This is a genomic window from Pseudoalteromonas sp. SA25 (assembly GCF_011378705.1).
GTDB lineage: Bacteria > Pseudomonadota > Gammaproteobacteria > Enterobacterales > Alteromonadaceae > Pseudoalteromonas > Pseudoalteromonas arctica.
In genome coordinates, this window is the sequence record NZ_WTKV01000009.1 from 50,250 (window position 1) to 72,976 (window position 22,727).

14 protein-coding genes are annotated in these 22,727 nt (G+C 40.8%); 2 read left to right on the top strand and 12 right to left on the bottom strand.

The window, feature by feature from the left end; genetic code table 11:
- Positions 1–8: 8 nt before the first annotated feature.
- From GQR45_RS09295 to GQR45_RS09305, 3 genes are all read right to left on the bottom strand, one after another.
- Positions 9–1,847: a DUF294 nucleotidyltransferase-like domain-containing protein gene (locus GQR45_RS09295; RefSeq protein WP_165725725.1), complete on the bottom strand. Its 1,839-nt coding sequence runs from the start codon at positions 1,845–1,847 to the stop codon at positions 9–11.
- Between the two features lie 124 nt (positions 1,848–1,971).
- Entirely contained in the window at positions 1,972–3,696 is a 1,725-nt protein-coding gene (locus GQR45_RS09300) for a sodium:solute symporter family protein (RefSeq protein ID WP_165725726.1), read from the bottom strand.
- Positions 3,697–3,706: 10 nt separating this feature from the next.
- Positions 3,707–3,970, bottom strand: coding sequence for a DUF4212 domain-containing protein (locus GQR45_RS09305; protein WP_007377498.1), 264 nt, complete (start codon positions 3,968–3,970; stop codon positions 3,707–3,709).
- Between the two features lie 414 nt (positions 3,971–4,384).
- On the opposite strand from GQR45_RS09305, the gene GQR45_RS09310 reads away from it, so the two are divergent.
- Positions 4,385–7,825 (top strand): PAS-domain containing protein, encoded by a 3,441-nt coding sequence (locus GQR45_RS09310; RefSeq protein ID WP_010554600.1) that lies wholly within the window; start codon positions 4,385–4,387, stop codon positions 7,823–7,825.
- A gap of 101 nt (positions 7,826–7,926) precedes the next feature.
- On the opposite strand, the gene GQR45_RS09315 is transcribed toward GQR45_RS09310, so the two are convergent.
- The 4 genes from GQR45_RS09315 to GQR45_RS09330 all read right to left on the bottom strand — a co-directional run bounded on the left by GQR45_RS09315 (position 7,927) and on the right by GQR45_RS09330 (position 13,812).
- On the bottom strand, positions 7,927–10,572 hold the full coding sequence (locus tag GQR45_RS09315; protein WP_165725727.1) for a DUF2339 domain-containing protein: 2,646 nt from the start codon (positions 10,570–10,572) through the stop codon (positions 7,927–7,929).
- Positions 10,573–10,698: 126 nt separating this feature from the next.
- Entirely contained in the window at positions 10,699–12,060 is a 1,362-nt protein-coding gene (locus tag GQR45_RS09320) for a hypothetical protein (protein ID WP_165725728.1), read from the bottom strand.
- Positions 12,061–12,224: 164 nt separating this feature from the next.
- Positions 12,225–13,130 carry a GGDEF domain-containing protein gene (locus GQR45_RS09325; protein WP_206008613.1) on the bottom strand — a complete coding sequence of 302 codons (906 nt, stop codon included), beginning with the start codon at positions 13,128–13,130 and terminating at the stop codon, positions 12,225–12,227.
- 97 nt (positions 13,131–13,227) lie between these two features.
- Positions 13,228–13,812, bottom strand: coding sequence for a VTT domain-containing protein (locus GQR45_RS09330; protein ID WP_165725729.1), 585 nt, complete (start codon positions 13,810–13,812; stop codon positions 13,228–13,230).
- A gap of 509 nt (positions 13,813–14,321) precedes the next feature.
- On the opposite strand from GQR45_RS09330, the gene GQR45_RS09335 reads away from it, so the two are divergent.
- Positions 14,322–15,557, top strand: a complete 1,236-nt coding sequence (locus GQR45_RS09335; protein ID WP_165725730.1) for a TMEM143 family protein — start codon at positions 14,322–14,324, stop codon at positions 15,555–15,557.
- Between the two features lie 86 nt (positions 15,558–15,643).
- Here the strand turns inward: GQR45_RS09335 and GQR45_RS09340 are convergent, their stop codons facing one another.
- The 5 genes from GQR45_RS09340 to GQR45_RS09360 form a co-directional block, all read right to left on the bottom strand.
- Positions 15,644–18,790, bottom strand: a complete 3,147-nt coding sequence (locus GQR45_RS09340; protein WP_165725731.1) for a CusA/CzcA family heavy metal efflux RND transporter — start codon at positions 18,788–18,790, stop codon at positions 15,644–15,646.
- A gap of 8 nt (positions 18,791–18,798) precedes the next feature.
- Complete coding sequence (locus GQR45_RS09345) at positions 18,799–20,052, bottom strand: efflux RND transporter periplasmic adaptor subunit (RefSeq protein WP_165725732.1); 1,254 nt, start codon at positions 20,050–20,052, stop codon at positions 18,799–18,801.
- Positions 20,049–21,302: a TolC family protein gene (locus GQR45_RS09350; protein WP_165725733.1), complete on the bottom strand. Its 1,254-nt coding sequence runs from the start codon at positions 21,300–21,302 to the stop codon at positions 20,049–20,051. Before GQR45_RS09350 ends, GQR45_RS09345 begins: the two co-directional genes overlap by 4 nt.
- Before the next feature lie 149 nt (positions 21,303–21,451).
- Complete coding sequence (locus tag GQR45_RS09355) at positions 21,452–21,772, bottom strand: hypothetical protein (RefSeq protein ID WP_008135125.1); 321 nt, start codon at positions 21,770–21,772, stop codon at positions 21,452–21,454.
- A gap of 80 nt (positions 21,773–21,852) precedes the next feature.
- On the bottom strand, positions 21,853–22,671 hold the full coding sequence (locus tag GQR45_RS09360) for a helix-turn-helix domain-containing protein (RefSeq protein ID WP_165725734.1): 819 nt from the start codon (positions 22,669–22,671) through the stop codon (positions 21,853–21,855).
- Between the last annotated feature and the right edge of the window lie 56 nt (positions 22,672–22,727).

The window sequence follows — 22,727 nt, forward strand, 5'->3', positions numbered from 1 at the left end:
ATCCATCATTATAAACTGCCGCGAGCAAACTTAAACGCGGCGGCTTGCTGCGCTTGTTTAACAAGGTAAAACGCTTCTTTTAGTTGATGGCGCTCTAGTGAGTTTAATTTATTAGGATTAATACAATTACTCGGTAAGCCCTCTTCGTTTATTTGTGTACTCAAGCGCAACTGCGTTAAGAACCGCCAGCAGTCTTTTAGGTTGTATATATCTTCTTTGCTGATCAGTTTATATTTTAGTAGTGCGTCTAATCGTTCTTGCGTGTTGGCGCGCCTAATACCCGCTTTTAAAGCGTATAACCGCACTATGTCATTTATAATTACGACACCGCGTTTTTTTAAATCTATGTATTTATTATTTTGATCTGTTTTTTCTGTTTTAAATTTATTAAATAAACCAATTGGCACGCTGTTGCTGCTTATGTCGGTTGCCATTGCGGCATAGAATAAGTCGTTACGCGATATACGAATTAGTTGCTCGCAAAAAGCCGTGTATAAAGCGTTTGAACCTTCAATAAATCGCAGGTCAAAAAATATCTTACAGTTAAGCATTGCATTGGGTGTGGGGCTTTTTATCCATTTAAAAAAGCGCTCGCTCCAGTCGTTTACGCTCATTCGGCACTCATCGCTGCTTGCCATAATATTACCTGGGCAACGCCTAATGCCGCACTCAACTAAATTCTCACATACAAACTCTCCCATGCTTTTAAAGTAAGCGTGTTGTTCGGGGATTAAGTCGTTAGGGAGTAATAAGCCGTTATCTTGATCCGAATGCAGGGTTTGTTCTTCGCGTGCTTGCGAGCCAAAGCAAATAAAACTAAAGCTGGTTGGCGCTGCGCCATGCTCTTCTTGAAATAAGTGAATAAGGCGCGATGTAAGCGCATCGGTTAAACCACTGAGTAATTTACCAATTAATGATATGTCGTCAATGTTGTACGAAAAACTACGCAAAAGTTCGGGAATTTCTTTAGCGTAGCGTTTTAAATCAGTAACAGTATGCGCTTTATATATGCGCCCTATAAGCTGTACGGGGTCACTTTTTTGTTGGCGCAGTAAATCGGTGCTGGTTATCATCCCTATCGGGTTATGGTTTTCGTCAAGCACGGGCAAATGATGAATATTGTATTTAAGCATTAAGTGCAGCGCCGAAAACACCCGGTTATTTTCAAATATAAACTTGGGCTTGGCGGTCATAATACTGCTTACTGCGTCTTGTGGATCTACTTCGTCGGCAAGTACTCGGTTACGTAAGTCGCGGTCGGTTACCACCCCTACTAAGTGCGCGTGCTGCGTTATCATTATTGACGATACGCCATGCTCTTTCATTTTTTTAGCACTTTGCCTAATACTTGCATCGGGCGTAAGCGTAATGGCGGTGCGGGTCATCAGCTCTGATATTTTACGTTCAGACCAACTATCGTTTTTACTTTTATAATGCGATGACAACAACCGGTTAGCATGAGCGCGTACAAAATATTGCTCAAACGATTTATATTCTCTGCGTAAAAAATCAAAGTGCGTTTGAGAGAGCATATACACTATGCCCTCTTTTTGTACTTCCAACCTATTTTGAATTGCCTCACCGGTTAACAGCGACGGAAAACCAAAATAGTCACCTTGCGCTAAGCGTGTAACAACATCGCCCTTACCATCAACTAGGTCATACAAACCAGAGCGAATTAAAAACAGTTTAGGGTTTTCACTTTGTAACCACTGAGTTTGGTTTTCGCGGGTGAGGTAAATAATATCAAGATGATTTACAAAGTATTCGTATGCGCTGCTATCAAGCATGGTAAAAGGCGCTTGTAAACAAACGTATTGGGCTATTTCTTGTTGTTCTACACTCATTGTATTCGCTCTTTAAATGGTGGTGTACCAATCTAATGTACTTATTTATTAAACAAATAAAAAGCCCGACTAAAGTCGGGCTTTTGGTGCTTTATGTTTTGTAAACTATATCTATAAATGTTGCCTAGTGATCGTGCGCTTCAGCTGACCCTTTAGGGTTACGAATACCTTCTACCATTTCTTGAATTTCAACTGGTGTTGGTTTAGTAAATTTAAGAACAACTGCAGCAACTGCAAAGTTAATAATCATACCAATTAAGCCAATACCTTCAGGCGAAATACCTAAGAACCAGTTTTCAGGGCTGTTTAGCTCTGGGCTTACAAACTTGAAGAAGATAATATAAGCAGCGGTAAAGCCAATACCCGTTACCATGCCTGCAATTGCGCCCTCTCGGTTCATTGTTTTAGAGAATATACCCATAATAATTGCTGGGAAGAAACTCGCTGCCGCCAGGCCGAATGCAAATGCCACTACCGATGCCACAAACCCAGGCGGGTTAATACCAAAGTACGCGGAGATAACAATAGCGACCATGGCTGCCAACCTCGCTGCAAGTAACTCTTGCTTGTCGGTAATATCGGGCTTGAGAGTTCGCTTGAGTAAATCGTGCGAAACGGAGGTCGAAATAACCAGTAGTAAACCTGCTGTTGTAGAAAGTGCAGCGGCAATACCACCAGCAGCTACAAGTGCGATTACCCATGCTGGTAAGTTAGCAATCTCTGGATTTGCTAATACCATAATGTCGCGGTCTACGTTTACTTCGTTAGCACTGTTCGGATCGGTTATTTTACCCGCCGTGTAGAACATTTTGCCATCGCCGTTTTTATCATTAAATGTAATTAAACCTGTGCGTTCCCAGTTTTTAATCCATCCTGGTGCTTCTGCGTAAGCTGTACCGCTACCGTCTTTACCATTAATAGTATCAACCATGTTTACGCGAGCAAAGGCTGCAACCGCAGGTGCTGTAGTATAAACAATCGCGATGAACACAAGTGTCCATGCTGCAGAAATACGCGTGTCTTTTACGCGAGGTACAGTGAAAAAGCGAACAATTACATGTGGTAAACCAGCAGTACCTACCATTAACGCGCCAGTAATAGCGAACACGTCAATCATGCTCTTAGAGCCTTCGGTATATTGCGCAAAACCAAGTTCAGCGCTTAAGCCGTCTAGTTTATCAAGTACGTACACGCCATCGCTGCCAATTAATGTGGCACCAAAACCGGTTTGTGGGAAAAAGTGACCCGTCATCATCATCGAGATAAAAATGGCTGGTACAAGGTAGGCAAATACAAGTACACAATACTGCGCTACTTGTGTGTAGGTAATGCCTTTCATGCCGCCAAGTACCGCATAAAAGAATACAATCACCATACCAATGTAAACACCGGTTTCAATTTCTACTTCTAAAAAGCGTGAAAATACGACGCCTACACCACGCATTTGCCCTGCAATGTAAGTAAAACAAATGAATATGGCACATACAATTGCCACTAAACGCGCGGTGCGTGAATAGTAACGGTCGCCAATAAAGTCAGGAACAGTAAACTTGCCGAATTTACGTAAGTAAGGCGCTAAACACATGGCTAATAGTACATAACCACCTGTCCACCCCATTAAGTAAACGCTGCCATCGTAACCTGCAAACGAAATAATACCCGCCATTGAAATAAACGACGCGGCACTCATCCAATCGGCAGCCGTTGCCATACCATTAGCAAGAGGAGGTACGCCGCCGCCTGCTACATAAAACTCTTTAGTTGAACCCGCACGGGCCCAAATTGCTATGCCGATATAAAGCGCAAAGCTTAAACCAACAATTATAAACGTGAGTGTTTGAACATCCATTGCTTAGCTCCTATTCGTCTACGCCGTATTTTTTATCTAACGTATTCATTTTGAAAACGTACACAAAAATCAAAGCAACAAAGGTATAAATCGCGCCTTGCTGGGCGAACCAGAAGCCAAGTTTAAACCCAAAAAAACGCACTTCATTAAGTACATCAACCAGTAATATGCCAAAGCCGAAAGACACGATAAACCACACTGCTAATAGTTTAAATAACAGCGAAATGTTTTCTGCCCAATAAGCTTTTGCTTGTTCTTCATCTTTAAAAGCCATTTTTGTTTTCCCCTTTAAGCACCGCAATATCGCGATGAGTGGTTTTTTATCTTCGCTTACCAATTTAGCAACGCTGGTTACATATTGAATTGAGACCATAGTCGTAACAGCTTATTAACGTTTACGTAAACTGTATTTATCATTCAAACGTATTTTATACATTTTCATTTTATTTCAATTGGTTAGCTTAATTTTTTGAATTGGCTTTACTATTAAATTGGTAAGTTGTTTATTAATGCGACATTAGTCTAATGCTTGAGATGATTTTATTTTTGTTATTAATATTCAATAAGATAGAAATAAAATGAAAGTTTTATTTTAAATTCAAGCCTCACACTTAACCTCAGTTCTGGTATTGTGTTAATCCCTCATAGGGTTGAGGGACTATTTAAAATAATAAGGTTTAATAACAACATGACTGCCGTACTCATTATTGTTGCTTTAAGTTATATAGGTGTGCTGTTTTGGCTCGCCAATTGGGGCGATAAAACAACCCCTTTGGCAAAGCGTATTAGCCATCACCCTTTTGTGTATTCACTCTCACTTGGGATTTACTGTACCTCTTGGACTTACTACGGCTCAGTGGGTACAGCCGCCACCAGCAGTTGGAGTTATTTGCCAATATTATTGGGCCCTGCGCTGCTGTTTTTATTCGGCCAAGGGTTTTTACGTAAGCTGGTACTGGTAAGCAAAAAACAAAACATAACCACTATTGCTGACTTTATTTCAGCTCGTTACGGCAAACGCCAAACTACCGCGATTATGGTTACTGTTATTGCGCTGCTGGCGACTATTCCCTACATTGCACTGCAATTAAAAGCGCTTAGTACCAGCTTTTTACTTTTGCAAAACAGTAATAAAATATCAGGCGATATGCTCGCGCTTTCTGCCACATTAATTATGGCCTTATTTGCAATATTTTTTGGTACCCGCAAAGTGGACGTAACAGAGTATCGCTCTGGGTTAATGCTTGCTGTCGCGTTTGAATCAATGATTAAACTTATTGCACTTATTGCTGTAGCAGGACTTGCTGTTTACACCTTATTTAATATGCCAGAGCCTACTTCAAATAAAGTAACCGAGTCGATTTGGGCCCATTGGAGCGACTTTAACTTTTTTAGTTTTAACTTTATTGGCCAGTCTTTAATGGCTGCGGCGGCTATTATATGTTTACCACGCCAGTTTCATGTAACCGTGGTCGACAATCAAAACAAACGCCACTTACTTACCGCTCGCTGGGCTTTCCCGCTGTATTTACTATTAACTGCCGCAATGATTTTACCTATTGCGACTGCGGCTATTCATCCTGAAATTGGCAGCGGCTATTCACCCGACAGCTTTGTACTTGCCCTACCGTTAATTAACGACAACGCCTTTTTAACCACCTTTGTATTTATAGGTGGTTTATCGGCCGCCACCGCAATGATAGTGGTAGCAACGCTTACATTAAGCACGATGATTTCAAACGATGTGGTATTACCCCTAATGCTACGTCGTAAATTTAAACGCAACTTAATTACCACCAGTTATAAGTCTCGCATTTTACTTGTAAGGCGCTTTGCTATTGCAGGCATATTAATTTTGGCCTATTTCTATCAGCAATGGTTTGGCCATAGCAGCGCACTGGCAAGTATGGGCTTAGTTGCTTTTTCACTTGTTACTCAATTATTACCCGCTATTGTGGGCGGCTTATACTGGCGAAAAGGCCATGCTTATGGGGTTTATGCAGGTTTAGTTGCGGGCTTTATTTGCTGGGTACTATTTTTAATGCTGCCAATACTCGATGCCGGTGCAACGCTTGATAGCGAGCTACAACAAACGCTTATAACACGCGGAACCTTGATAGCTTTGTTTGCCAATATTGGGTGTTATATTAGTTTTTCACTTGGGGCTGAGGAGCGCTTAATTGATAAGATTCAGGCAGCTGCTTTTGTTAACCCTAAAGATCAGGCTATTTTATCAAGGCGCTTAAATAAAGACGTAAAAGCCACTGTTTACGACTTTAAAATACTACTGCAAACCTTTTTAGGTATTCAGCGCAGCCAACAAGTATTGGCGCATTACGCACTCGCCCATCACTTAAGCGATAACAACGCACACCCAGAGCCTGAATTTATAGCCTACTGCGAACGCGCGTTAACAGGCGTGCTTGGCGCATCTTCCGCGCAAGCATTAATACATACGGTATCGTCGGGTAAGCGTATGGCGTTTGAAGAAGTTGTAAACTTTTTTGACGAAACCACACAAGCGCTGCAATTTAATCAAAATCTGTTATTTACCTCACTCGAAAATTTAAGCCATGGTATTTCAGTTGTCGATAAAGATTTAAAGCTAGTAGCTTGGAATAAACGCTACAGCGAAATGTTCGGCTACCCTGAAGGATTTTTAGAAGTAGGCCAACCCATAGAAGATATTATTAGATACAACGCTAACCGTGGTGAATGTGGCCCTGGCGAAATAGAACGCCAAGTAGAAAAACGTGTGCAGCATTTAAAATACGGCAGCTCGCATCACTTTATTCGCCACCGTCGTAATGGCCAAGTATACGAAATGATTGGTAATCCGCTGCCCGATGGCGGATTTGTTACCAGCTTTTCGGATATTACCAATCACATAAGTACGCAAAATGCACTTGAAGAAGTAAACATGGATCTTGAAAACCGCATAGAAGCGCGAACTCAAGAAGTACAAACCATTAATAGAGACTTACAAGCTCAAATAGATAGCCGTGTACAAACCGAGCAAGCACTTACTTTAGCCAAACGAGAAGCAGAGCAAGCCAACGACAGTAAAACGCGCTTTTTAGCACTGGCGAGCCACGACATTTTACAGCCGTTAAACGCAGCACGTTTATACCTTGCTGCCATTGACGAAAAGCAACTCGACAGCACTAACCAAAACAGCTTTGAAAAATTAGGCGACAGTCTTGATTCAACCGTGCACTTAATGTCGGCACTACTTGAAATAGCCAAGCTAGAACAAGGCGCTATGACCCCAACCCCTCGCCACTTTTATATTGAAGATATTTTAGCGCCACTGCAAAGTGAATACGCTATTTTATCAAGTGATAAAGGCCTTAAGCTTAGTGTGCGTTCACACCAACAAATTGTGCACAGCGATATAACCTATTTACGCCGAATTATTCAAAACTTGGTCTCTAATGCAGTTAAATACACCGATAATGGCCGTGTATTAATTGCCTGTAGGAACCGAAAGCACAATTTACGAATAGAAGTATGGGATACAGGCCCTGGTATTAGCGAAGTAGAGCAAGCTAAAATATTTAATGACTTTTACCGTGTTGAGTCGGGCGATAACAAAGGCGTAGGCTTAGGCTTAGGTGTTGTAAAACGTATGGCTGACTTATTAAGTTTGCCGCTTGATGTGCATTCTGAGCCAAATAAAGGTAGCCGTTTTAGCATTGAAGTACCTTATGGCGACGAGCAGTTTGTACAACAAAAAAGTACTACAAACAGCCCAATAGAAAACCGTGCAGCAATTAATATTGTTGCCGTAGACGACGACCCTGAAAACCTAGCTGCAATGGCAAGCTTACTTAAAAAGTGGCAAGCTAATTACACGCTATTTGATAATGTAAATAATGTACTGGCGCACGCTAAAGAAAACGGTGCACCCGATGTTATTTTAATGGACTACCAATTAGGCAATGACTGCGATGGCATAACGCTAATTAAAACCCTGCGCGAAATTTGGCAAAGCCAAGTACCCGCTATTTTAATTACCGCAGTACGCGACACCGAGCTTAAACAAGAAACCAAAGCCGCTAATATTCATTATTTAAGTAAGCCAATTAAACCGGGCAAACTAAAAGCACTGCTTAATCACAGTACATAATAAGCGAGTAAAAAGTGTTCTTGTTAAAAGCTATCAAGTAATAGCGTAAAACAAAAAGCCCAGAATCTTCACTGGGCTTTGCTTTATAAAGTGTTCAAAAGTTAAACTGGATTTACTCGGCTTCTAAGCTTTTGGAATAACCAACTTAACCCCACCAACGAAAGTCCTAATCCAATAAACGAAAGCGCTTTAAGTAAGCCCTCCAAGTTAGCCATATCAATTAAAAACACTTTAACAATAACTGCAGCTAGTAAGCCTAAGCCGATTTTTTGTATTAATAACTGGTTTTTTAAATGACCAAAAATAACAGTACCCGCCCCCATTACTAACCAAATAACAGAGTAGCTATAAAGCTCTGCATTACTTGTGCCTTTTGATAAGTAAATATAAGGCCCTTGCCAGTATTGGCGAATAAAGCTGTTTATTGCCAATAATATAAACCCACCCGCAACGGCCAATATAAATGGCGTAGCTTTAGCGTTTATTGGTTTTACAAGCTTGGCCAGCCAAAGCGTTAATCCTGCAGGTACTAACCACAATAGTAATAACCAGTTAAATATTGGCAGCTCACCTATGTAAAGTGATTCAAATAATGGGTTGTCGTCAAGCAGTGTTTTAATAGCAAAAAGCCCTGCTAACCCTACAAGTGCAAAGCCCGCCACTTGGTATAACTTAGCTAAAGTACCGGCAAGTTTTGCTCTGTGTAAATACACACACCCTAATGCCAGCCAGTTATAGGTAAGGAGTATTTGTTCGTAAAAGTTAAGTGAATCAAATTGCGGATAATGCCCTACTAACTGATAACTTGTTTCGGTGGTAATAAAAAGTGCTAAACAATGAAGCGCTGCACCTTCGAGCCATATTTTCAGTTTTGATGAGTCAAAGCACTTAGCTGCGGCAAAAAATAACGCAATACATAACGGATAAACCACAATGCTCCAATGCAAACCAAATACAGTGAGTGCATCGTAACTTGGCGTCCAAGGTGAAAGCGTAAGGCGCAGTAATAACGCAGCAACCAAGGCTTTTATAGGCCAATGTGGCATAGGCACGCTATAGCGTTTAATAAGTACGCTTATAAGTAATACTTGTACAGCAAGAGCAATGGTTAGGCCGCTGTCACTTAGTAGCATGGTAATTGCTAACGTAATATTGGCATTAGCGCCTACCCAATAAGTAAAACGCTGAAATAGCGTTGTATTATGTTGCGCGAGCTTTATTAAAATAGCGGCGACTACAAACAATACAACGGCCCAAAGTGGATATGCAGTACTTAACGCGGAATTAGGAATAAGCGTATATAAAGTCGCTATCATTACAAATACACTAAATGCCCCCGTAATATGAAACGCTAAACGCTTAATCTGTTTTTTACCGTAATAAAGCCCAAAAGCGGTAAGTAACAATCCGAGTAATAAACCCAAACCATACTCATTTTTGAATATAAAGAGTGCGTCATCAAATAGGTTTGGCGAAAGATGCGTGCGTTCAGCGCCTATCATCAATAGCGTTGAAATAACTAACGCTACACCCTGCCAAATATCCCAACGGCTATTTTTAAGGACTAAAAACAACACCAATACAATACTCAACACGCCGATTGTTTGCCACTGCATATCAAAGTGACTTATTAGCATGGTAAATATTAAGGGCGCCATAAAGGCGAGTAATAATGCATGATCTGGAAGCACTTTAAGTAAGCGTTTTAAACTGTGCGGGCGATGTTCAATAACATTCAGTTTTAGACCTAAGCGCGGTATAGCAATTAACCCAATAATACTAAGTAAAGCAAATGCTCCCATTAACCAAACGGTATTAATTTTAAGTAATGTAAAACCAACTAAATACCAACCAATATGCCCTGCCCATAATAAATACCACAACCAAGCTCGCTGTACTTTATGTGCAACTAACGCAGCCGACAAACTTACAAAGCCAACATACATAAATAATGAAAACAAGTTACCACTGCCAGTGCTAACCCATATTGGTACACTATAAGCGCCAATAATACCAAGCACGGCCAATAGCGGGCCGAGCCTAAGCGCCATTGCACTTGCACTAATCGCAATAACTGCCAGTGCAAAAAATGCCACGGTAGGGCTAAGCATATCGTAGCTACTGTAAGCTAAAAGCGTTAAAGCAAAACAGGTAATAAACCCGCCGCTTGCAAGCGCTGCGGGTATGTAATTATTAAAGCCTTCAAATACAATGCGTTTATGGTGTAAATAAGCTGCGGCTGCAATTAGGCCAAGCCCAAATAAGCCACCTAAACTCAACCTCATTACAGGCGATAGTAATCCCGCTTCTAAGCTATATTTAGCTAAAAATATGCCCCCAAACGCAAGCGCTATTGCGCCTATCCAGCTCATCCAGTTCTCTTCAAACCCTGCGCGTAATTTATTAAATAGTAATTCTATGGCTGATGCTTCAGCTGGTTTGGCTTTTTTAGAAGGCGCTGATGGCTGATTTATTACAGGTGGCGACACGCTTTGGGACGTTAAGTTTGGCTGTGTTTTATGAGCAATTGGCTCTGATCTTGAAAGCGCTGCCTGAGCCGTAGATGCTTCACTTTGAGGTTCACTTTGCGATATCGATTTATGTGTTTGTAGATGTGTTATTTTGGCCCTTAAAACAGCAACTTCTTGTTTTAATCCATTTAACTGCACTAGCGCTATTAAGCCGCAAATAGCACCGGCAACTACAACCAATATTACTATGACGGCTAACCCAACTAAATCATCCATGGCACACTCTTATTAATTATTATGCCCTGAGTGTACCTAATTATTAATGAGTAGGTAAATTTTGTTCAATAAAAAAGCCTAAGTACTTAAAGTGCTTAGGCTTTATGCTACTTAATATGTTTAGATTTATTCAACACTATCGGTAATAGTGCGCTCTAGGGTCATTTTATAACCTGAGCTTGTTGTTTCATCATGCTCTAAAATCAATATGTAGTTACCCTCTTGTGTAAAGTCCATATCGCTTTGCTGAATAAGCACAATTTGCTGGCCATTATCTTCGTAAACAACATAAACCGTGTAAATTTCGTTATCTACAACCTGTTCTTCTTGGTCATACTTATCTAGGCCATCGACTACGTTACTGGTGTCGTCTACTGTTTCGCCGTTAAGTGTAAAGTACACATCTACATCTGAAACCGATTGCCCTGCATAGCTTTCAATTAGGTTTACAACCGATACCGTATGGCTGTAACTACTTGGTGTTAGGTTTTCTTCAACGCTCATCATACGTAAACCGTTATCAACGTCGTTATAAAAAATACCCACCGCACTTTGCTCACGCTCTAGCGTCATTAAAAAGTTATCAGCTAGTTTTGTACCTTCTTCGTCGTACATCGCTACGCTGTAACTATTAGGCGAAAGTTCAACATAATCGGTATAAGAGTCACTAGCAACTGTATTTGTTGTGTTTACAGTTGTACCGCGTGTAGCAGAAAAGCTTACTGGCGAGTAGTCATCAACCGTATTTATAAAACGTAATTGCCCCAGGGCAGATTGATGTTTAAGCTCAGTAACGTAGTTATTATCGGTTACTACATCAAGCGTAATACCGCCTTCTTCTGTAGCGTAACTTGGACGGATCATTGCTACATAGCTTGCTTCATCGTATAAATAAACAGATGACGACTCGTACACAACATCACTGCTGCCCGCTTCTGTTATGTAAATAGTGTAATAGCCTTCATCAATGCTTTGCAGATCTAACTCACTTAAATATTGAGCCGATGAAAAAAGTGTCGCGCTTTCAAATACGCCATCATCAGTTGCTAAATAAATATCGTAGTTAGTATCCTCCCCTGCAATATTGTAAAACCCTAAGTTAAACTCACCCGTATCGCTTGTAATAGGTACGCTAAGCTCTGTAAATGTAGGCTCATCAAAGTTGCCGCTCATTATTACTAACTGTGTTTTGTCGCCTTTAATAGAAATTTCTTGGTCGCTAATTGTTATATAGCTGTCGTTAGCATCTAGGTATTCAAAACTTACATCATAAGTGCCTGTGCTGTAGTTATGGCGAGTAGTTACATCGGCAAAATCAGCGCCTGAGCGCTCTGTTTCTTCAACAAACAAACGTGTGTATGGGCTATTGTAAGAGCCGTTATACAATTGGATGTAACCTGTAGAGCTTGAGCTATCATCAGAGCCGCAGCCCGACAAAATAGTAATTAGACTTAAGGGTAATGCAGCTTTTAAAAGGGAGTTGGTCATAAAGGTTATTCCTTATTATTAATATCCCCATTATGACCCAAACATTCTATTTTAATTTCATGATTTACAAAGCATTACCCTCACTGACATTTCCTTACGAAAACGTTAAAAAGTGTAGTAAATGTGCAAACAATAAGGACGTGTTTTTATATAATTAAAAACGCTTACGGGGCAATTTCAAAACGATCTCGGCCACTCTTCTTAGCTAAATATAAAGCTTGATCAGCGCGCTTCATTACTTTATCTAAAGGCTCATTAGGCGTTTGCATTGCAACACCTATACTTACTGTTAAGTGGCGAGAATTTTGAACATTTATGGTGTGCGCAAGATCAATTAATTGCTGCGAAAAATCACATGCTTGCGTCATATTATTTGTAGGCAAGTATCCACCAAATTCTTCACCACCGAGGCGAGCAAATTTGTTTTGGTGCGTAAAAGCATTGTCGTATTTAGTTGCTAGTTCTTTAAGCACTACATCACCAACATCATGACCAAATTCATCATTAATTGCTTTAAAGTGGTCTATATCTACAATTAAAATAACGTAAGGTGAGTGCTGAGCATCTTTAGCGTGCTGATAAAAATAACGCCTGTTATGTACCTTGGTTAAATCATCAATAATTAGCTCACGCGCTAATCGATTATTAATACTTTGTACAAAGCGCATCGTTTTAAATAAACCATAGGAAGTTAAAAGCATGCCGCTGGTTCTGCATAAATCTTCAAAATAAATACTTACCCAGTAAGGCTGTATCACTATCTCATCGATTAAATCAGCTGTATTACCCATGGACCAGAGCATTAATCCGAGAGTCGAAAATGTATATGCAAGCTTTGAAAGTTTGGAGCACTGAACCATCCAAAATAAAAAAATAAGAACAATTAAATTAATAAAATCAGTTGTAAAACCGTAAACATTATTTTGAACTTGTAAGGGAGGAAAGTTAGTTAGGGAGTAGGCTGAAAAAATAACAATATAAGCTAATAAAAATATGCTTACAGTTTTATTTTTCCAGCTCATTTTAAAAAAATTAGAAAGCCTGATAGTGAGTTTTACAGTTTCAATCATACTAACCCTAAGCTTTTCGATACTATATTAAAAAACTATAGCACATTACCAAAAAGGCTTATTAGAATAAGGTGGTTAATAACCTTTAATAATGAGCTTAAATCACCAAGCTTAATCCCCAAACTCCTAACACAAGTAACGTTATTAAAACCATTGCCTTAGTTTTGTGTTTACTAATGATTCGCTCAGCTTCATTACCTGCATAATAAACAATAATAGCCAGACCAAAGTAACGAATAGAACGCGCAATACCCGAGGCCAACAAAAACAGCCAAATAGAGTACTTAGTCGCGCCAGCTGCAAGCATCGCTATTTGAAACGGAATAGGCACTATGCCTAGTGTTATTACAAACCAAAAACCTTGATCTTGCATTTGCTGTTTAACGCTTTCAAATTGCTCAGGGCTCGAAAACGTATTAATAATCCAATCGCCAACCGCATCAAATAAATAATAACCCAACGCATAACCAAACAATGCGCCCACTATGCAGCCCAAGGTCGCCATTAATGCTATAAGCCATAGCTTTTCTCGACGAGCCTGCATAAGAGGCACAAGCACTGCTTCAAGTGGAATAGGAACTATGGTTGACTCTAAAAACGACGCCACTGTAATACCGCTAAGCATATGCTTAGAGTCAATAAAATTACGCGTTTTTTCTTTTAGCTTTTTTTGAATGGCCATAGTAAATCCTTTTCACTTATCAGTAAGAACAAGAGTATTCAATAAGCCAATAATTACACATTTAGGTTAATACACGCTGAAAACAGTGTACTAAATTTATCAGGTCCTAGGGCGTATTGATCTTTGTGGATTGAAATTTGTTCAATCTAGGGGCGATTAAATCGCGGCGCGAGGTTTGTAACCTAGTGGGCTAAGTAAAAATCGAGCAAAGCTTCCGCGTCCTGCTCACGCCCCTTACCTACATCCATGTAGGCAACAAAGAGTTAATCGTCTCTAGAAAGAACCCAGAGGGCAGCGCATGTATGATATTTATGCTGCGTTATCGCCTTATTTATGGGGAATAACCACACTACATAGGCTCTGCCTTGCCTAAAAACCAAACACACAGCTGCAAATTCAACCACCAACGATCAATACGCCCTACTGCATTAACAAATTAGTAATATCCATAAGAATATTTTATTATGTGCCCATGCAGTTAGATTCCCTATCACAGTAGTTATTAATTTATGCAAAGTGCGCGTTTTATTCCCTTTAGAAAGCAAGATATTGTTGATATGTGTAGCGAAGAGCTTAAAAGCAGTACACAAAAAACATCGTTTAAACAATTTTGCGATTTACTAGCAAGCCTTATTCATTACGATTACCACTCAACACTTGAGTCACTTAAAAACAACTACGCCCCTTTTGATCCCAACAGTGACACGCGATCGTTAGCGCCAGTATCGGCGGATCAAAAAGCGCAGTGCCAACATGAGTTTGCTAAAGATTTTGCTAAGGTGCTTAATGCCGCTAATTTTGAAGTGATCACCAATGAAGACTTACAAGATGCATTAAACGAAGAGTCACTATTTAAGGTGCGCCTTGAAGTTGAATTTGACGACTTTGAAGAAGTGGTTTTTTATCGCCGTGGCGAGTCGCAACTCACTGAAACTATTACCAGCTTTTGGGGCCTTCGTAAAAAGCCGCTGCACTTTACTAATTACGACCGTGTTGCCGTGTTTATTCGCTTTAAAGATAGCGCTTATTTTGAAGCTAAAAATAAAACGCCAATGGGATTTGAGCCAAGCTCAACCATAGTAAAGCTGTTTCAAAATGTGCCAAAGGCCGATCTCGAAATGCTATTTCCTAATAGCGAAGTACGCATGCGCCCTATTGATAAAGCAATTATTGGCTCATCGGCTTTAGTTGGCGGTGCAGTGGTACTTATAACCAAACTTGGCGCATCAATCGTATTATTGCTTGCTCTGTTTGCTTTTTGGGGTGGTTTTAGAAGTGAAGCTGTAGAAATGACCCAACAACATTTTATTACCTTTGCTATTGGCATGGGAGTATTTGGCAGCTTTATTTTTAAAGAATGGAGTAAGTTTAAAAACCGTAAAATTAAATTTATGAAAGCGCTTAGCGATAACCTCTACTTTAAAAACCTTGATAATAACGCGGGTGTTTTTCACACGCTTATTGACGCTGCCGAAGAAGAAGACATAAAAGAAGCCCTGCTTGCGTATACCTTTTTACTAAAATCAGAAAGCGGCTTAACCGCCCAAACGCTTGATGAACAAATAGAGCATTGGTTTAAAAACAAATACCAGTGCGATCTTGATTTTGAAATTAGCGACGCACTTGAAAAGCTGGTACGTATGCGTTTGGTAACGTGTACTAGTGATGTGTATAGCGCAATAAATTTAGAACACGCAAAAACGATATTAGATGAGCGTTGGGATAATCTGTTTCAATATAATTAATGTAGTATTTTTGCTAAATAATACCCAAATAAAAAAGCAGCTGTAAGTACAGCTGCTTTTTTTATTACATTATCAATAGCTAGTATTTAAGCTAATTCAGCTTCTGCTTTTTTAGTAAATTTAGAATGTACTAACTTATAAAGCGCGGGCAAAATTAACAGTGTTAGTAATGTTGATGAAATAATCCCGCCAACCACTACTGTGGCGAGAGGTTTTTGCATTTCAGAACCCGTTCCCGAATTAAGCGCCATAGGTATAAAGCCTAAACTTGCCACCAGCGCAGTCATCAATACTGGGCGCAGGCGCTGTAATGCACCGCTGTGAATTGCATCAAACAAGCTTAAACCATCGCTTCGTAACTGCTTAATAAACGACAGCATAACCACGCCGTTTAATACCGCTACACCGCTTAGGGCAATAAAGCCGACACCTGCTGATATTGAAAGCGGCATATCGCGCAGCAATAACGCAAGCACACCACCCGTTAATGCCAGTGGCACACCACTAAATATAATCAATGAATCACGAAGCGATCCAAAGGCACTGTACAGTAAGCCAAATATAAGCAGTAAAGTGACCGGTACGACCAACGACAATCGCTTACTTGCCGATTGTAGCTGCTCAAACGTGCCGCCGTATTCAAGCCAATAGCCACTTGGTAAGTTAAGTGATTCATTCATACTTGCTTGCGCATCACTTACAAAGCTTGCTAAATCGCGCCCCTCTACATTGGCAGTTACCACGACGTTGCGCTTACCACTTTCGCGGTTTATTTGATTAGGCCCTTTTTCAATGCTGATTGTCGCTACTTCGCCAAGCGGTACAAATGCAAGTTCTGGGTTACTATCTTTAGGTAAAGCTACTGGCAAACGAGCAAGTGCTGATACATCGCTAGACCAACGCTTATCAAGGCGCACTAATAACGAAAAACGTTTATCACCTTCGTAAATTAGTCCGGTTTGCACACCACCAACAGCGGCGGTAAGTGTCTGTTGAATATCGTTTACGCTTAAACCCAATAACGCCATGTGGTCACGCATTGGTGTTACCGAAAGTGTTGGCAATCCTTCCATTTGCTCCAAACGTACATCGGTAGCGCCTGCAATATTACGCATTAGCCCTGTGGCTTTTTCGCCAAACTCTTTAAGTACGCTTAAGTCGTCACCATAAATACGCAGTGCCACATCGGCGCGCACGCCAGCAATTAACTCGTTAAAGCGCATTTCTATTGGTTGTGTAAATTCGTAATTATTACCAGGGACATCGTTAACACGGGTACGAATTTGCTGAACCAATTCTGCTTTAGTAAGTGCTGGATTAGGCCACTCATCTTGCGGTTTGAGTATTAAAAAAGTATCGGCAACATTAGGCGGCATAGGATCGCTTGCTACATCGGCAGTACCAATTTTTGAAAATACGTTAGCAACCTCAGGCTGATCTAATATGGCTTGCTCAAGTTCTTTTTGCATTTGCACAGATTGCTCAATACCAGTGCCGGTAATTCGCAGCGCGTGCATAGCAATATCGCCTTCATCAAGTTTCGGTAAAAATTCTGCGCCCATGTTTTTAACTTTAAAACCAAGCACCAATACTAATGCCGTGGCTATACCCACCATCAGCCACGGTAATTTAAGCGATATACCAAGTAATGGCTTATATACTTTTTTAACGCCGCGCATGACTGCGTTTTCGGTTTCATCAACCTTACCGCGAACAAACACTGCAATAGCAGCCGGTACAAAGGTAACGCCAAATATAAGCGCGCCAATTAACGCCGCAACTACAGTAAATGCCATTGGTTGAAACATTTTGCCTTCAACGCCGCTTAGTGCAAATAAAGGTAAGTAAACCAGCATAATAATAACAATGCCAAATACAGCCGGTGTAAATACTTCTTTGGTGGCTGCGGTTACCACATTTAAACGCTCGTTTAAGGTAAGTAGCCTGCCATGTTTATGCTGAGCTACACCGAGTTGGCGCAGGCAGTTTTCAACAACAATTACAGCGCCATCAACAATTAAACCAAAATCGATTGCGCCTAGGCTCATTAGGTTACCCGATACGCGATTACCCACCATACCTGTAATTGCAAACAACATACTCAACGGAATAACCATTGCCGTAATAAGCGCGCCCGTTACATTACCCAGCAGTAATAGCAAAATCACTATCACTAAAACGGCACCTTCAAATAAGTTGGTTTGTACGGTTGCTATGGTTTTATCAACAAGAGTTGTACGGTCGTAAACCGCTTCAACAATAACGCCAGCGGGTAAGCTTTTTTGCACATCAACTAACTTATCAGCCATAGCTTTTGCCACTACGCGGCTGTTTTCGCCAATTAGCATCATGGCGGTACCGAGCACGGTTTCCTCGCCGTTATAAGTGGCCGCGCCGGTTCTAAGCTCTTTACCTAAAAGCACGTTAGCCACATCTTTAATGCGTACAGGTGCATCGTCGCGCTTAGCTATAACGGTATTAGCTATGTCTTCTAGCGTTTTAAGCTGCCCTGGTGAGCGTACTAAATATTGCCCGTCAAAGCGCTCAATATAGCCTGCGCCTCGGTTACTGTTATTAACCTCAAGTGCACTAATTACATCGCTAATAGTAAGCTTGTAGGCAATGAGTTTTTCGGGCACTGGCGCTACTTGGTATTGGCGCTCAAAACCACCTTGGCTGTTTATTTCGGTAACGCCTTTTACTTTTAAAAGCTGCGGACGAATAACCCAATCTTGCAAAGTGCGTAAGTCTTCGGCGTTGTAAGCAGTGCCATCTTCTTTTAACGCATTAGGCGCGGCGTGCACACTATAAGTAAATATTTCGCCTAAACCACTGGCAATAGGACCCAAGTTTGGCTCTACGTTATTAGGTAAGTCGGAGCGAATACTTTGAATACGCTCACCAATTTGCTGACGCGCCCAATAAATATCGGTGCCTTCATTAAAAATAACCGTTACTTGCGAAAGCCCATAACGCGAAAGCGAACGGGTGTAATCAAGCTTAGGTATGCCCGCCATGGCGGTTTCTACCAAATAAGTAATGCGTTGCTCTACCTCTAATGGCGTAAAACCCTGCGCTTTGGTATTAATTTGCACTTGTACGTTTGTTATATCGGGTACTGCGTCTACTGCTAAATTTTGAATGTTGTATACACCAAATCCAGCAAATAAAAATGTAAGCGCAAGCACCAGCATGCGGCGTTTAACCGCAAAAGAAACTATCCAATTAATCATGGTGCCTCCTAGTGAGCGTGGCTTGCGCCGCTTTTTAAAATATCAGCTTTAATGACATAGCTATTGTCTGTTACGTATTCGCTACCTGCGTTTAAGCCTGTAAGTACTTCTACCCACTCGCTATTTTTTGCACCTAAGGTAACGGGGCGCACTTCAAATACATTATTTTTACGAACAAACACACTGGGTTGACCGTTAAATTCTTGAATTGCTTGTGGCTTTACACGCACGCTGGCATTTATTTTAGCCACACTTACATCGCTATTTATATGCATGCCTGGGCGCCAATGCCCGTCTGGGTTATTAAGCTCTATACGGGCACGCGCTATGTGCCCGCCAGTCATCATTGGGGCTATAAAAAACACTTTGCCTTGCCCTTGCGTATTTAAATGATGATGCAAGTCGTACACTTTAGCGCTTTGACCAATGGCTAGTTTTTCAATGTTTTCAGGAAAAGCCGATAACTCAACCCATACTTTATCAAGGTTAACTACCTGCATCAGTGCGCTGGTGCTTGCAAGCTCGCCACGCTTTAAGTATTGCTCGGTTACAACGCCACTAATTGGGCTTTTAATAGGGTAGTTTTGCAGTGTTTCCCGGTTGGTTACATTGGCAAGTACTTCGCCTTTTTTAACGTTTTGACCAATGCTTACAAAAATATCACTGATCAATCCTGTATACGGCGCCATTACTTCTACCGTGCCATGTTGTGTTGGTGCAATAACGCCAAAAAGCGTATCGGTAATATCCACTTCACCACTTTGCGCTATCTCGGTTTTAATACCTGCGCGCTCAATAGCTCGCTCTGTTAGCGTAGTTTGCCCTTCGTGTTGATCGTATTCATAGCTAATGCTCTCGCCTTTATAATTAGCAGTAACGGCAAGTGCAAACGAATGCGGTTCGTTAATTGATTGCGTGCTCACAAGGTAGTCGCCCTCAGCTGCAAACTGTATATTTTGCGGCGCTTCAATTAAGCGCTTTAAACTCATTGTTATGTTTAAGTCGTTTATATTAATTGGCTTATTCTGTTTATAGCCGTATACGCGCAGCTCAACATTACCTGCAAATTCTTGCAATTTAAGCTCAAGGGTTAATTTAGGGTCAGTTAATAAAAAGCCGCCGTGTTGACCTTGCTTTTGCTCGTGTTGCTCTGTTTCTTTATGACCTGACTCGCCATGCTCAGCAGAGGCAAATGCATGTGTACTTACAAAGCTGCTGGCAAACGAAAGTGATACTAGTAATGCGATTATATTTTTATTCATGATTGATGAGTCTCAATTAAAGATTGGCCTGTTAAACGCTCAAGAGTAAGTAGCACTTGGTACAGCTCTGCGTGAGTGGTAATAAGTGTGCGTTTAGAATCAAAAAGTGCTTGTTGAGCATCAAGCAATTGCAACACCGAAATTTGTCCGCGTTGATAACTTTTTAAGCTTTGCTCAATCAATGTTTGTGCCTGAGGAATAATTTGATCAGATAATAGCTTTGCCTGATTAGCTCGACCTTGATAATAAGCGTACAAAGTACGTACTTGCTGGCGTAGCTGGATGCGCAATTGCCCTTGCTGCTCATTTAAAAGCATGAGCTGACTATTTGCAGCTGCAATATTTCCGCTATTTGAATTACTTAATTGCAGTGGCATAGAAAACGAAAACACTAATGAGCTGGAGTCGCTTTGTTGGTTATAGCGCACGCCTCCCCCTACATTAATATCGGTTTGTCCGTTTGCTTTTTGCAGTGTTAAATTAGCTGTTTGCTGTAAATATTGCTGTTGTAATAATGCAAATTCAGGGGCTTGGTTAACCGCATCTAAAAGTGCTTGCGCTGATTTAAGCGCAGTAATTGCATTAATATTGCCAGCAAAAGTATCGTAGGATTGCTCCTCACTCCACAGCTCGTTAAGCGATAAACTTGCTCGCTCAAATTCACTATTAAGCATGGCTTTATCAAGCTCTACTTGGCTAAGTGCATAACGCATGCGCGTTACATCAGCTTGCGACGCAGCACCCGCATTAGCTCTTTGTTCAATCGCTTTAAGCGCTTGAGTAACTACCTGTTTACGTTCACTATTTAAACTTAATAATGTTTGAAATTTAAGTCCTTGGTAGTATCGCTCAGCAGTGGTTGCTAATAAGGCTAAACGGGTATTTTGATACTGTATTGCTTGGGCTTTAATATTGGCGGTTGCGTAATTAATACGGTGTTGCCGCTTATCGCCCAGCTCTATTAGTTGGCTAAGCCCAAGCGTTATTTCAGCGCCTTGAATGCCACGCGCCTTGTTTGTGCCCAGTAAGTTTTCAGCTTCAACATTTAAAACAGGATTAGGCGAAAGTGCAGCTTGTGATTTAAGCGCACTCAATATTTTTTGATGATACGGGTAGCGTTTTAATACCAGATTTTGTTGTTCGGTATTACTCAGTGCCTGCTTAAGGGTTAATGTTTTAACATTCGCCAAAGTACTAAAAGCAGGTAGCGAGCACATTAGCGCCACCAGCATAATTGGTTTTTTATTCATATAGCGTGTCCGTTTTTTAACAAACAGAGTTAACTTAATCACTACGCCTATTTTAAAAACAAGCGCGATCAAGCAACCTAAATATGTAAATAACTAGCCTAATAGCGCACAAGCGCAGGCAGTTTTTACAAAGTATTTAAAATTAAAAGCTAGCTATAAAAATTTGGTGGCGGTACATCTGGCGGGTAATTTAACCCGTTATAGCACGCAGGCGAAGTTGCTTTACTTTGCTCTGGACTTATTGAATGGCTAGAGGTGCTGTTGTAGCCACAATGGCAATGTTGGTGGGCATGAATCTCGGTAGTTGATGTCTTATCGCTTTGGTTATCATCGGCTGTGGAGTCGCCTTGCGATAACGAACTGGTTACGTGATCAACGTCTTCTTGCAAATGATACGCAGCACCATCACAGCTAATAAAGCTATGTACAAGCACTAATAATATCACTATTAAAAAACGGTTTGAGCGCATTACCTACCTAAAACTCTAAAATGCAATTTAAGAAATCGCACAATACCTTAAATTTATTCAAATGTAGAGAGCCGCTAACGTTATTTTCTAAATTCGCTTGGCGACACACCTACCGACTTCTTAAAACGTTTGGAAAAATTAAAAATATTAGAGTACCCCACATAACTTGCCACATGCGAAATTGGCCAAGCCGTGTTTAACAGTAAGTTTTTAGCTCGCTCAATGCGTAAATAAATAAGTTGTTGTATTGGGCTTTTACCAAATTGGGCTTGGCATAAACGGTGTAAATGCGGCGATGAGTAATGCACATGTTCGCACATTACCTCTATTGTCCAATCAAACTGCAAGCGCTTGTCTACCTCTTCAAACAGACTAATTAAACGGTTATGCGCCGCACCCTGTGAGTTATTTTGCAGCGTAGCATTTAAGTAATGACTTAAAATAGGCGTTACGCTTTCGCGTAAATTAGCATTAGGCTCGCTGTATAAAAGCTCCATAGCAAGGTGTAACGGTTCAAGTTTTTGCTCGGTTAATACCAGTGCTTGCGCTAAGTTTAAATGCTGCCAACGTTTAGTATTTGCAAGGTTTAACCAAATAACATCCCAATGTTCAGCATCAATTTTCACTTCAAAGCTTTGCTTTGCTGGTAGCACAATAAGTGTATTGGCATTAAGTGTGTACTGCTCATTTTGTGTTGTTAATTTACCCTGCCCTGCAAGTGTATAAAAAAGTGTATGTTCTAGCGGTGCTGAGCGTGCTACGCAATAACGACCCGATAGGTTTGAGCAACCCGCAAGTGCTATTTCAAGGTTTGGCATTTGTGCGAGCGTTTGTGAATCAATAAAGCGTTCTATACAACGCGGACCAATATCGAGTATGTCTTTAATGTTATAGTGCATAATTACAATGATAGTTTTGGACAAATAAAGGAGAGCTTTAAGCATAACCCCTGCGA